The organism is Gottfriedia acidiceleris (assembly GCF_004138285.1).
Classification (GTDB): domain Bacteria; phylum Bacillota; class Bacilli; order Bacillales; family Bacillaceae_G; genus Gottfriedia; species Gottfriedia acidiceleris_A.
Map to the genome: position 1 here is coordinate 1 of NZ_SCFN01000038.1, position 12,791 is coordinate 12,791.

Here is a 12,791-nt window from a genome sequence, read left to right on the forward strand (position 1 = left end):
TTAATCAGTAGAAAAAATAAGGTTTCTTATTGAACTAACGTATGCTTTAGTTGAACAACATGATCGGCTATATAGTCGATTTTTTTTTGTGAAACTAATGGCAGTTTAGTTGTATAAGGATTATCTGAAATTCTATGTAAAAAAACGGAATTCCCCCAAATTACAAAGAACAATTGTCAAGGTATAATTATTAGTAAATATAAAAAAATGGGGGCTACTAGTGAGTAAAATAGATAAACAAAAAGAAAGATGGAACAGAATAAAATCCAAAGGTAAAAAAAGGTATTTATTAAACTTTTTACTTATTTATATGGCTATCTCATTACTATTTCCAACGTTGACAGTGTTTGGACATAATAAAGTAACATATTCTTTAGAGGAGATTTTAAAATTATATTTAATGTACTTAATAAGTTGGAGTTTAATGGGGGTAATGTTTGGAAATATAACTTGGAAAAATAATAATAATAAGTATGAAAATTAGTATATGTTACTTGTATATTAAAAAACCTTATCAAACTAACGCATGCAATAGTTTGAACAAAAAGATCGGCTTTTTAGTCGATTTTTTTATTCAACAAAATGGCAGTTTAGTTTAATAAGAACTACTTCATTTGGAACAATAAAATGAGGTGTTATTATGAAAAAATACATGATTTTAGTTTTAATTATTATATTATTGATACCCAAAAATATAGAAGCCGCCAATGAAAAACATGTGATGGTTTCAAAGTCAGCCAAGGAAAATATAACTTTGTATGCTGAGAAAATTGGAGACATGTATAAGAATTTTAAAATAGATTATAAAGGCGAAACTTATTTTAGACCGTTCTGGATGAATGTAACCAATCCTACGTATGCACCCAAAATTTTTTATGAAGATATTAATAAAGATAAAAAAAAGGAGTTAATTATCACATTAACGAAAGGCACTGGAACAGGCGTATTAGATGAAGAGGTTTATGTTTACCGTTATACTAATGGTTTGGTTGACGAACTGGTTGATAATCCATTAGCAATTATATATAAAAACGTAAAAACAAAATTATCGACAGAAAAAGCCGAAGTAATTATAGGTGATAAAGTATCTATTGTTGATACTAAATCAATAGAACCTACACATTTATTTGAGGATGTTGCTTTTGGGAGTATTATTGATTATGAGGTAATTAAGAAGCAACTTATGGTCAGAGTTAGTGGACAAATAACACCAGCGATGTTTGCTGGAGATATTATTATTGTTTATGAATATCGTGATAAAATGTACCAAGCAAAAACAATTGAGTTTATTCCATACTATTCAAACGATAAAAATCCTTTTTATGGACCAACTAATTAAAAATTATATATAACTAACGCATGCAATAGTTGCATAAGTTTTAAGAAAGTATGCTCACATGGGTGGTGTGAATATGTCCTTAAAACGAGAAGGTATAGTGAAATGGTTTAAAGAAGAAAAAGGATATGGTCGAATAATGCTTGATGGAAAAGATGAAAGCCATGTCTTTGTTCATTTTAGTTCAATAGTACCTGACCTTATTAGATTCCCAAATGGATATCGATTTCTAAAACAAGGGCAAAAGGTGTTCTTTGATTTAATTGAAACACCAGGTTCAACTGACCAAACATTGGTTGCAAAAAATGTGGTAATTGTTAATGATTAAAGTGCTTCTTATCTAACTAACGCATGCTTTAGCTGAACAGTAAAAAGAGGGTGATCATTCATTGATCACCCTCTTTTTCACAATATATCAGTATAGTTGAACGAGAGTTAATAAAGAATTTCTTTTGCTAAATGCAATACAAATGGTAAAACTACTTATTAAATAAATTTGGAGGCTATATCATTGAAATTCATATTTAAAGTTTGTTCGATTTTAGTTGTTTTCACAATTTGTTATCAAAGTTCAAATAAACAAGTAACGGCTAAAAGCACAGTTGATATACTGAATTATAATATTGCAGTTTCTTCCAAAACCATAGAATTATCTTTAAAAGAGACGATTGAATTGACATATCGTGCTGCAAAACGTTGGAATAAAGAAGCAATGCTATTGCATTGTAATAGTGTTGACGGAGACAAGGATATCAGGGGATTAGACGGAAAACGGAGATATTGGATCATAAATTTCGGAGTACCAGATACTAATAAACAAATAATTGTTCTAGTCTCTAATGGAAAAATTCAACTACTACATGATATAACTAGAAACGGTCTTATAAGAACAAAACAAGATTTTATAGAACTGTCCGATATTATATTCGATTCTCCTCAATTATTATTAATAGCTACAACATTAACTGAACTTTATCCAGGTAATAAGTGGGCGAAAGGCTACAACTTTGAAATAACAAGATTTAAAGATTCCACTAGCAATATTGTTGGAATCGTAATATATGGTTGGGAAAAAAATATTAAAAAAATGAAGGTTGTACCTTTTAACGCAACAACAGGAGAGTATATTCCAATGCAGGTTGGATTTATTTCATCATAGTTTACTAAAGGTATGACTTAGTTGAATTTGTAAAAAATTAGTTTTTAATTAATAAAATACTTATGTAACTAACGCATGCGATAGTTGAAGATCACGAGTCGCAAAAGTGGCTCGTCTTTTTAATGAACAAACTGGCAGAGTAGTTCAATAAGTGATTTTTAAATAATTGGGATTAATTACTTAGGAAAAACAGTGTTAGTTTCTGATAATGTTTAATTAAACAATTAATTCGAAAGGTAAATGTATAAATGAAATATAAAATAAATAAAAAAAAGTTTTTTTATTTTAGCTTAATGCTTAATGCTGCTGTCCTACCCTTTGCTTTCCTTATGGGTACGTTTATGACTGATGACCCAAGTAATGGAAAAGCAGAGTTTAACTCAATGTTTATGACTATTCAAGGAATTCCTCTTATCTTACTAGCTTTTAGCTTTTTAATAATTGTGTTTAGTAAACCAGACGATTCTGGTCAATAAATATAATTTCTTATTGAACTAACTAATGCTTTAGTTTAACAACAACAGAGGATGATCATTAATCGATCATCCTCTGTTTCTTATATAGGAAGTTTAATTGAATTAGAAGGGGAATACTAGGGGTATCTTGAATATTGAAATGAATAAGTTTTGGAGGTATAGATGGGTAAACTTAATGATTATTACAAGGAAAAGTTATTTAGATTGTTTGGATTAACGCCTAAAAATGTAGGATGGACTTCATATGCTACGATAACGATTGAACCAGAATATATAGTTAACTTAGAAAATTTAAGTTTCGAAAATATGGAATGGCTAGAACTTAATGAAAATCTTGAAGTAGTCGGAGATTATGATGAGGTCAGCATGGATTTTAGAATTAGAGAATTTATATCAAGTAAAAACCATGAGCCTCACTTTTCATTAATAACAGAATTTTATTTAATGTTAGGTAATCAATTTGAAAACGGTGAAATTTCCGTTTTTGTTAATAAAAAGTTGGATAACAGGCTGATTTCAGAAGTTATTTTACATTTTAATAATAGTAGAGTTGTTTATGAAAATGATTTACCTACTGAAGTAAGATTATCAAATCCCAAAAAGGCGTCTTTAAATGAAATTCATAAGCAAGAGATAAATCCTATTATTAGCGATCTTTATGGTAAAGTTAGTGATATTGAAACTGAATGGAGTCCATCTTTAGGTTACAAGGTAATTCCAGAGAAATTAGAAAAATACGAAAATCAAGATTTTGATAGGGTATTCGAATATCTAATTAGAACAACAAAAGATAAACACTTATTATCATTTTCATGGGTAAGTCTGGTTTTAGATGAATCTTTAAAAGATTCCGTTGCGATTAGATACTTTGCTCACAAATGTAAGAATATGTATTTATGGGTAAATAGGGAGAAAAAAATAACAACGATTCAATTAGAAATTTAATTAGTTTTTTAATTTGATAAAATAATTGTTGTTCAACTATCTCATGCATTGGTTGAAGAAACTGATCGGCTGAATAGTCGATTTTTTTAGTGCGCCCAACATGTGTATAATATATAGGGTGCAATTCCCGAATCACGAAGGCAGTAGTAGTGATTAGCTTAAGACAAGGTTGTCCGTGGCGACGCGGCATCTGAAGGAAGTCGGCGGCAAACTTCCGACCTAAGTAACACGAACTTCATAGAAGGCTAGGTAACATTGGATGAGTTTGCTAAACAAAACAAAGTCCTTACTGCCAAAGGTAATAAGTTGGACAGAAATTTGGAGTTTAAACCAATATTATTGGTTTAATAGAATAATTACAGGTAGAGAAGGTGACTAAATGCTCAGATGTTCCTGGTGTATGAAAAAAATTAGAGATGACAAACCAGTATTTGCGGTAAGTGTTAAATTTGTAGACGAAGAATATACCGCAAGTGAAGGGAAAATAATTCAAATTGGTCTGCGAACACGAAATACAAGTGTTCCAATGATTGTAACAGGGAAAGATTCTGAAGCCAAGTTAAGTGGGACCGATGGTATATTTGCTTTATGTAGTGAAAAATGTGTAAAAAAAATGAAAGAAACTTTATCTCACGAATTAGAAGTCTTCAAAGAATATAAAGATATTTCGCTTTAAAAGTGTTCATTATTCAAATTTCCCATAAGACCCTATGATACAAAAGTTTGAAGCATTGCCGTTGAGCAATGTTTTTTTATTAATCTCTTAATCCATTTCAAGTTCTGTTTTATTTTTAGAGTGTTGTCCTGCTTAGATTTTTTCATATAATGAACAAGTTACAATTGCTCATTTTGTTTTTATATAAATATAATATATTTTTAATTGAGAATAAAATACTTTCGTCTGGTCAAACTATCTGTATTAGTAGAAAGGGTGATTGGATTGAAAGGAAAGATTTTGAATGAACTACAAATTGAAACAGTTCAATACGTTTATGATTCAGTTTTTGAAAAAGAGTGGAAGTCCTATTATTTAAGTTTAGTAAAGAACGAACTAAATCATTTGTTGACGGGGGAGCAAGCACAGCATGAAGAAGACAGTGATTTATGTACGTAGGTCATTGAATGAAGATAAGCAAAAAAGTTCAATAGATTATCAGATTAAAGCCTGTTTAGATTACGCTCGTAATCAAGGCTGGATTGTCCATCAAGTATTCAATGAACAGACAAAGTCTGCTAGAAGTACTGAAATAGAAGAGCGGAAAATGCTTTACCAATTAATAACTGAAATTAAAAGTGGCATCATTGAGCGAGTAATTGTTTTTAAGCGTGATCGAATTTCACGAAGAACAGAACAGTATATCGAATTTGTAGAAATCCTTCGTCAACACAAAGTAAAAATGTTTTTTGCTGGAGATAATGAACCGCAAATGTTTGAAGGAATTGTTGGTGAGTTTATTGAGTTATTACTTGGAGCGATTTCTGAATACGAAGGTAATAACATTATTCAGCGGTTAATTGTCTCACGAATTGCAAAGATTCGAGCAGGTGGATGGGGAGGAGGGAAACCGCCAAAACCATATTTCATGGGACTAGAGTCAAGTATAGACGTGAAAAAAAAAGAATCGGAAACAGCTGATTCAAGCACTAATCAAAAACAATCAGCAAAAGAAGATTGTAAAGAGAAAAAAGTCATCATGATTTCACAAGCTGATAAAGAAAAGATTAAATTGATTTATGAGGAATTTTTAAATGAGGAATTTAAAAGTATGTCAGAAGCAAATAAGTATTTTAAGAAATATAACAAAATAATAGGATCGGATTTTTCAAAATTTATAGCGAGAGAGTTACATAAAGGAATAGTTTCGGGGACTTATGATGGGGAAGTAATTCGAGCTGAAAAGGTAAATCTCCGTTTAAGAGCAGTTACTGATGAACTTTGGAAAGATGCAAATGAAAAATTAAAGAAGTTAAAAGGAACAGCACTTAAAAGCGTAACAGAAGTCATTCATCCGAAATTAACCAATCTTCTTATTTGTTCAAAATGTGGAAAGAAATTAATTGTTAAAGACTCTTATTATGTTTGCAATACTGACAAGGGCTACGTGAAGGTACAGATTAAACATACAGATCAAATAACTTTAGAGAAGTTAACAGATCGGTTCTACAATCATATTGCAAAAAATCAAGAAAAAATTATTCAATATGCTGTAAACACATTACTAAAACCAAGTGCTGTTAGTATTGAACAATTAGAGAGAAATCTCAAAGAAGTAAAGGAAAAAATTGAAAAGAAAACGGTTCAATTACTTCAAGAGCCAACTAGGTCAAGAGTTGAAAAAACGACTGGGCTTGAGAACTTAGTTAATGAATATAAGTCTATATACCATCAACTAAAGAGTGAGAAAGAAAAATATGTGAAAGCTTTTGATAATATAAAGATTTCTCTAATCGATAACTTACCCCTACCAAAAATCAACGCGTTAAATGATTTTCAACAAAAAAGATTACTCGAATTTTTTATTTCAAAAATAGTGGTTAATGAAAAGTTACAAGCTGAAATTTTTTATAAGAAAAATATGAAATAGGAGGATTGATGGTGAAAAAAAATGATAAGAGTGTCTCAGAAATTCTAAAAGCGGCAAAAAATATTGCTACTTATACACGCGTTTCATCAAATGATCAAAAATTTGAACGTCAAATCGAAATCATTACAAATTTAATGGATCATCGAACAATGGATGAACGTATTCTTTTTGATGAAAAAGAATCAGCGACAAAGAAATCATTTTCAAAGCGTGAAAAGTTGAATGAATTAATCCTTGCCATCAGAGAAGGAGAAATAGATACCCTGGTTGTATCAGATGTAGACCGATTGGCTCGAGACCCAAAAGAACATGCTGAACTTCGAAGAATTTTTAAGACGTATAATGTACCAGTAATCCTTGCCTCAAGAAATCAGCTTTATACAAGTGATGATATTGTTCGAAATGCACTCGAAGATGGTTTAAGCAAACTTGAAGTAGATAATCTTTCAACTAGAATTAAAGCCTCATTGAAAGAAAAAATGAGTAAGGGAAGCTATCGAGGAGGAAAAGTTCCATATGGATTTCGATTTGATATCGAGCAAAAGAAATTTATTGAAGATCCCGATGAAATCGAAATTGTTAAAGAAATTTTTTCATTGTACCAAACCAGTGAAAACTTTAACAGTATTGCACGTAAATTAAACAAAGAAAACAAAGGTTTTATTTCAAAAGAAAAGAGAAGTTTAAAAAAACAACTAAAATGGACGCCTAATAAGATAAAATACATTATTACAAATCCGATTTATATGGGGAAGTATGCATATCATCGATTTCGAAATGAATGTGGATATGCATTAAAGGAACGAGAAGAATGGGGCGAAGCCGAAACAAATGATTCAATTTTAGTGAATGACCCACCGATATCTACTGAAGTTTGGGAAATATGCTGGCGAAAATATGAAAAGCTAAGTCAAAACTCCCCAAAGTATTCAAATACACCATTTTATTTTAGGGGGATATTAAAGTGTAAATGTGAAATTTGTAATGGAGCCGACTTTCTAACAAAAGATCGTAGGAAAAACAAAAAAGGAAAACGTTTGTATATTAGTCAATGTCAATTGAAAGTGATAGATGAGACGATTAATGAATTTTTTTATCAATACTGGGAAGATTTGTGCAAAAAGAGTTTAAAGTTTTTCGAAGAAGATGTAAAAAAGATAATACAACTGGAATTAAAAAAAATAAATAGTGAGTTATCGAATAACTCTAATATGTGGACTGAACAACAAAATTTATTAAAGGAATTAATGAAGCTACTTGATGAAATAGTAGTGAACGAGCAGCTTCCTAATGATGAATTTATTGGCTCATACGATCCTATTACAATTGGTCTAATGATTACTGAAGATGCGGTTAGGAAAAAAATTGAAGTTTTAGAGCAAAATCGTAAGAAACTATCTAATGAAAAATTAATTGTAGAAAACATAGCAGGAAAATCCTCGTTCGAATATGATAAATTGATGAAAATTCTTCCTTTTAATAACATAGATAAATTATCCGACGCACAAAAGAGATCATTGGTCTTACTCACTGTAAAAGAATGTTATTTAACACCAAATGAGGATGCAGATGGTCAATTCAGTTTCGTTCTGAATTCTCCGTTTAAACAATATTTCAGCTTATAAAAAAAGCAGTATGGAGTGATTACTCTATACTGCTTTTTTTCCGTTTCATTTATTTTCTATTTTATAATGAAGAAAGTAGGCTATTTTTTCATTATCAATTCAAAAACAATTGTCCTAGTTTTTGGATAAGCTGTAATTCTATAAAAATGAAAAAATTTCATTTCGACAAATAGAAAATAATCAGATTATTTTTCTATGCAAAAAAGCGAAACCATGAAATTCGAAATGGCTTAATGGCGGTTATTTGTACAAGCTTATATACCGAAGCGGTTATTCATAACAATAGCTATAGCCATTGTTATGAATAACCGCCTTGGTATGGCTGAACCTTAGCGCTGCGCGTGATTCGACAATTCGATTAGAATTCTGTATATTCAGTTATTTTGTTTTTTCATCATACGGCGGTTTTTCGTAAAACCCTTTATGAAAAAGCGGTTTTTTGTGATGGTCCAATATTTGTATTAGAATATTAACGATGCAATATTACTTAAGGTATATTGATCAAATAACATTACATAAACAACATTATCAGGGGAATTTTCTATTTTTTTATGTTTTTCATACTTTTTTTCTATGGGGAGCTTATTCGTATCAAAAAATTTTTTAAATAGTTCATAAATAAATAAAATCATCGTATCTTGATATGAACGGGCTTCCTTAGGAGGTGGCAAATGGAGAGAGAATACAATTTGGAAGAAGCATTGAAAATCCTCATGGATTGTTACCTAACTGATTCAATACAAACTCTTCGCAAATGGATCCGTGAAGGAAAAATAAACGCAACTGTAACAAGCTATCGTCAAGGTGGATATAAAATTATGGAAACAGACTTAATATCGTTTATTGATGAAGAAAGACCAGGTTTATTAGATTTGGTTAGGGTATACAAAAAAACGGTTGAAGAGCTTCCATTAAGTGCAATGACATTATTCAAAGATCATGTGAAAAAAACTGAATATTTGAAGGAAGAAACGAAAGAAGAACTTAATGTAGATTTAGAAATCAAAAACAATACACCACAAAGCTCGTCTGAAATAGCTACGAAAAATGAAATGCAGTCTAGTTTACAAACGGAAGAGGTAAGTTTGGCAGTATTATTTAAGACTGTAGAAGATTTAAAACAACATGTTTTCAAAGATGAATATTTGCATAAGCCGATGAAGATGGAAAACAATGAAGAAATGGAAATCAATACTAATAGTCATCAAAGCGTTTCTGAAGTAATTGTGAAAAATGAAATACAGTCTAATTCACAAAGAGAAGAAGTTAATATGGGAGTTTTACTCAGGAGTATGGAAGAATTAAAACAACATGTTAATAATAAATTTGAAAAACTAGATCAGTATGAAGAGGATCGAACCGTATTAATAAAAAAATTTGAAACCCTTGATAGTAAAAGTGAAAAACAATTTAATGATTTAATAAGTGAAATTGAAAAGTTAAAAGAAGAAAGGAAAGAAGTTAATAATAATAGGAATAAAAATGATCAAGAGTTGCCAAAAAGTAAAGAAGGTCATCAAAAAAAATTATCAAAATATGATTTTAAAAAGTTCTTTGAAAGACACTTAGCTAAAAATGATATAGTACTAGATACAGAAGAGAAAAAAACAACATTTGTAAGTTTAGTAGAAGAACGTTATAAACTTTTTTATGATGACCAAAAATATTTCTTAGAAAAAAAATATTATGATGATCATCAAAATATTTATGCAATGAAAAATGAAGGCAAGACTGAAACTTTAAAGGGTAAAACAAGAGGGGAATTAATGATGAGTTATTTCAACAAAGTGTTTTGTCCAGATTTGAAATTATTGATTAATGAAGTGAAAAATACTGAGTCACCCCAACAACCCACTAAAGAAGATAATGAAGGCGATAGAGAGCATGTGGATCTATTTAACTTCGATGAAATTAAAGAAAAATAGCCTTTAATCATGCTATTTTTCTTCGCCGATATACCATGTTACCTAACTTTTTTTTCAATAAACCATTTTATATTCGCTTCTAGACTAAAAAGAACAAACTCATATGATTCATCATCCACTTCTTTTAGTAAGTCCATTTGCTGAAATAAACGTCTCATTCTAGAGTTTTCATCTAAATTTAAAGGCAATAATGCAAGCTCTTCTTGCAGTCTTTGAAGTAGGGAGAAGGAGATATTCTCAGTTTTTCCAGTTTCTAATTGACTTAAGTAACTTGGTGAAATATTTAGTATTTTAGCAAATTCATTTAAACCATACCCTTTTTGAAGCCGTAATTCTCGCATTTTTTCACCCAGGTCGAGTAACATAATTTCCCTCCGAATCAAGCTTTGTTAAACATAAGTTCGATAAAAACTTATATTTCCCTTCAAAGATTTGTGGATTAATAGAATTAAATTGATCTAACTTAAAAGAATAAATAAGACATAAATCATGAAAGAGTTGATGTCCACATAAATTTTTAATTAACTAAATCTAGCTAACTTTGAAAATGGAGGGGGATAAATGTATTTTATTAGCCATGAACATGAGAAAAATTATGATATTTTATTGAAATATTTTAAGAATGAACATAAAGACTATATAAGGGCTTGCTATGTAGCTGCTATACCTAAAATTTTTAATCATATCGATTTCACTGAGCCTTTAAATGGACCATTTGATTGGTATTTTAAAAAAGAAAATTCCAACTTAGTCTATTCCTTATATGATGGAGAGGGGACAAATAATTTAGTTGATTTAGGACTCCACTTTTGGTCAGGAGACAATCCTTTTAACTTAAATAATGCCTCGTATGCATGGAGAAATAATTGTGATTACTTTAAAGTACTGCAACAAATTTGTGTTATTTAGATTGAAATGACCCTTTTTTATAAGGGTCATTATTTATTTTATTTAGAAATTGTACATATATTTAATGCCAACAAGATTCTTATTCAACATAATGGCAGTTTAGTCATAATGAACGAAACGGCTCCATTTTGCTTATCGTAGGTTGCACTTGGCAAAAATGGTAGTAATCAAAAAGCCTACCCAAACCAAATGTAGAGCTACAAACAAAAGGAGCCGTGTATTATGAAGGATGGTCAAAAATTTATTGGTTTAGACGTTTCAAAGGATATTATTGCTGTTGGAATTGCTGATGAAGGAAGAGCTGCACCAAGATTTCATGGGAATATCGCAAATACCCCAGAAGCTATTCGAAAACTTTTTAAGAAGTTAGGTGATCCAGAGAATTTACTAGTTTGTTATGAAGCTGGTTCATGTGGATATAGTATTTACCGTCAACTTTTATCAATGGAAATTGAATGTATTGTAGTTGCTCCAACACTAATTCCTAAACGTACTGGTGATCGAGTAAAAACGGATCGTCGCGATTCATTACGGTTAGCTCAGCTTCTTCGAGCTGGCGAACTAACGGCTGTTTGGGTACCTGACGAAATCCATGAGGCATTGAGAGATTTAATTCATGCTCGTTCTGACACTCGCGAAGATTTACAAAAAGCACGTCAAAGATTAGTTCATTTCTTGCTTCGTCATGAAATACGTCCACCTCAAGGTGTTAGGAACTGGACAATCAAACATCGTACCTGGTTAAATACGCTCACTTTTGAAAAATCATCATTACGTATCGTCTTTCAAGAATATTTACATTCAATTTATGAGGTTGAAGAAAGAATGAAGCGTATTGAAGCAGAGGTTCATGAGGAAGCAATCAAAAGCGAACATGCACCTGTCATACAAGCCCTTCAGACTTTAAGAGGAATAGCCGAGGTTACAGCTGTCACACTAGTCGCAGAAATTGGTCAATTTTCACGTTTTTCGAATCCAAGGCAATTAATGTCCTACGCTGGACTTGTTCCGAAGGAATACTCGAGTGGCTCAAGCCGATGGCAGGGTCCAATTACTAAAATAGGAAACTCACACATTCGCCGAGCTTTAGTAGAATGTTCCTGGGCATACCGCCATCGACCTTCTCTTAAAGGTGAATTATTGAAAAGACAGGCTGGACAACCAATTGAAGCACAAAGAATTGCGTGGAAAGCCCAACATCGTCTCAATTTAAAATATAATCGAATTACAGCTAGAGGTAAGGCAGGAAAGTTTGCAGTTGTAGCCGTCGCTCGTGAGTTACTTGGTTTTATTTGGGCAATTGGATGTAGTATTGAGGATCAAAAATTAATCCAATCTGTTGCTTAATAGGTAATCTTCTACTCAAAACAGGAATATAAAAATCTAATTATAAATGAAATCTAAAGACTAACTAAAATTGAAATTTTGGCTCGGAGGCAAACACGGTAAGGAGAACCCTCTAGTTCAACTATGCACTAGGTAAAATACTGAACGTGCGCGTTTAGATCGAGGCAGCTCCGTAACGGATAGAATGAAATGTGGTAACCAACCCACGCATATCAGATTGTAAATCACTGTTGATAATTTTTGCCTTCGTGCCAAGGTTTTAAAGAGGTTATTCTTTAGGTTTGAAAATAAAAACTTCTATTCTTTCTTAAAAGAATGGTAATTCACAGACTTAGTAAAAATTAAAAACTAAGTTGGTAGTCTTAGAATAAGTCTGCCTAAAAACATAAAATCAAAACCATTTGGGTATGGTGAGTTGACAGTTTCGTTCATATCAGTTGAATAAGGAATTAGGAAATAAAGGGATTTTAGTTATAGAAGAGAA

The 12,791-nt window shown here is 31.1% G+C and carries 14 protein-coding genes; 13 read left to right on the plus strand and 1 reads right to left on the minus strand.

Annotation, left to right across the window (positions count from 1 at the left end):
* The first annotated feature begins 220 nt into the window (after positions 1–220).
* The 11 genes from EP747_RS23550 to EP747_RS23595 all read left to right on the plus strand — a co-directional run bounded on the left by EP747_RS23550 (position 221) and on the right by EP747_RS23595 (position 10,051).
* Positions 221–484: a hypothetical protein gene (locus EP747_RS23550; protein ID WP_129692413.1), complete on the plus strand. Its 264-nt coding sequence runs from the start codon at positions 221–223 to the stop codon at positions 482–484.
* Positions 485–640: 156 nt separating this feature from the next.
* Positions 641–1,339 carry a hypothetical protein gene (locus EP747_RS23555; protein WP_129692414.1) on the plus strand — a complete coding sequence of 233 codons (699 nt, stop codon included), beginning with the start codon at positions 641–643 and terminating at the stop codon, positions 1,337–1,339.
* A gap of 73 nt (positions 1,340–1,412) precedes the next feature.
* The gene (locus EP747_RS23560; RefSeq protein WP_129692415.1) at positions 1,413–1,664 is read left to right on the plus strand and encodes a cold-shock protein; all 252 of its coding nucleotides are present in this window, start codon (positions 1,413–1,415) and stop codon (positions 1,662–1,664) included.
* A 183-nt stretch (positions 1,665–1,847) separates the two neighbouring features.
* Positions 1,848–2,495: a hypothetical protein gene (locus EP747_RS23565; protein WP_129692416.1), complete on the plus strand. Its 648-nt coding sequence runs from the start codon at positions 1,848–1,850 to the stop codon at positions 2,493–2,495.
* A 248-nt stretch (positions 2,496–2,743) separates the two neighbouring features.
* Positions 2,744–2,971, plus strand: coding sequence for a hypothetical protein (locus EP747_RS23570; protein WP_129692417.1), 228 nt, complete (start codon positions 2,744–2,746; stop codon positions 2,969–2,971).
* Between the two features lie 162 nt (positions 2,972–3,133).
* On the plus strand, positions 3,134–3,916 hold the full coding sequence (locus EP747_RS23575; RefSeq protein ID WP_129692418.1) for a hypothetical protein: 783 nt from the start codon (positions 3,134–3,136) through the stop codon (positions 3,914–3,916).
* A gap of 379 nt (positions 3,917–4,295) precedes the next feature.
* Complete coding sequence (locus EP747_RS23580; protein ID WP_129692419.1) at positions 4,296–4,592, plus strand: hypothetical protein; 297 nt, start codon at positions 4,296–4,298, stop codon at positions 4,590–4,592.
* Between the two features lie 264 nt (positions 4,593–4,856).
* Complete coding sequence (locus EP747_RS24475) at positions 4,857–5,030, plus strand: hypothetical protein (RefSeq protein WP_165347271.1); 174 nt, start codon at positions 4,857–4,859, stop codon at positions 5,028–5,030.
* The gene (locus tag EP747_RS23585) at positions 5,002–6,501 is read left to right on the plus strand and encodes a recombinase family protein (protein WP_129692420.1); all 1,500 of its coding nucleotides are present in this window, start codon (positions 5,002–5,004) and stop codon (positions 6,499–6,501) included. The genes EP747_RS24475 and EP747_RS23585 overlap by 29 nt, the downstream gene beginning before the upstream one ends.
* Positions 6,502–6,512: 11 nt before the next feature.
* Positions 6,513–8,126: a recombinase family protein gene (locus EP747_RS23590; RefSeq protein ID WP_165347273.1), complete on the plus strand. Its 1,614-nt coding sequence runs from the start codon at positions 6,513–6,515 to the stop codon at positions 8,124–8,126.
* 689 nt (positions 8,127–8,815) lie between these two features.
* A complete protein-coding gene (locus tag EP747_RS23595; protein ID WP_129692422.1) occupies positions 8,816–10,051 on the plus strand; it encodes a hypothetical protein in 1,236 nt (411 codons plus the stop codon).
* A 38-nt stretch (positions 10,052–10,089) separates the two neighbouring features.
* Here EP747_RS23595 and EP747_RS23600 read toward each other — a convergent pair whose 3' ends face one another.
* Positions 10,090–10,416: a helix-turn-helix domain-containing protein gene (locus tag EP747_RS23600; RefSeq protein ID WP_129692423.1), complete on the minus strand. Its 327-nt coding sequence runs from the start codon at positions 10,414–10,416 to the stop codon at positions 10,090–10,092.
* Positions 10,417–10,612: 196 nt separating this feature from the next.
* On the opposite strand from EP747_RS23600, the gene EP747_RS23605 reads away from it, so the two are divergent.
* Positions 10,613–10,960, plus strand: a complete 348-nt coding sequence (locus EP747_RS23605) for a DUF2538 family protein (RefSeq protein WP_129692424.1) — start codon at positions 10,613–10,615, stop codon at positions 10,958–10,960.
* 222 nt (positions 10,961–11,182) lie between these two features.
* Complete coding sequence (locus EP747_RS23610) at positions 11,183–12,307, plus strand: IS110 family transposase (protein ID WP_129692425.1); 1,125 nt, start codon at positions 11,183–11,185, stop codon at positions 12,305–12,307.
* Positions 12,308–12,791: the final 484 nt, after the last annotated feature.

What these genes read in the sequence shown, in the direction of transcription:
- EP747_RS23555 (WP_129692414.1), top strand. Translation starts at nt 641, where the DNA reads ATGAAAAAATACATGATTTTAGTTTTAATTATTATATTATTGATACCC.
- EP747_RS23560 (WP_129692415.1), top strand. Translation starts at nt 1,413, where the DNA reads ATGTCCTTAAAACGAGAAGGTATAGTGAAATGGTTTAAAGAAGAAAAA.
- EP747_RS23570 (WP_129692417.1), top strand. Translation starts at nt 2,744, where the DNA reads ATGAAATATAAAATAAATAAAAAAAAGTTTTTTTATTTTAGCTTAATG.
- EP747_RS23575 (WP_129692418.1), top strand. Translation starts at nt 3,134, where the DNA reads ATGGGTAAACTTAATGATTATTACAAGGAAAAGTTATTTAGATTGTTT.
- EP747_RS23580 (WP_129692419.1), top strand. Translation starts at nt 4,296, where the DNA reads ATGCTCAGATGTTCCTGGTGTATGAAAAAAATTAGAGATGACAAACCA.
- EP747_RS23585 (WP_129692420.1), top strand. Translation starts at nt 5,002, where the DNA reads ATGAAGAAGACAGTGATTTATGTACGTAGGTCATTGAATGAAGATAAG.
- EP747_RS23600 (WP_129692423.1), bottom strand. Translation starts at nt 10,416, where the DNA reads ATGTTACTCGACCTGGGTGAAAAAATGCGAGAATTACGGCTTCAAAAA.
- EP747_RS23605 (WP_129692424.1), top strand. Translation starts at nt 10,613, where the DNA reads ATGTATTTTATTAGCCATGAACATGAGAAAAATTATGATATTTTATTG.
- EP747_RS23610 (WP_129692425.1), top strand. Translation starts at nt 11,183, where the DNA reads ATGAAGGATGGTCAAAAATTTATTGGTTTAGACGTTTCAAAGGATATT.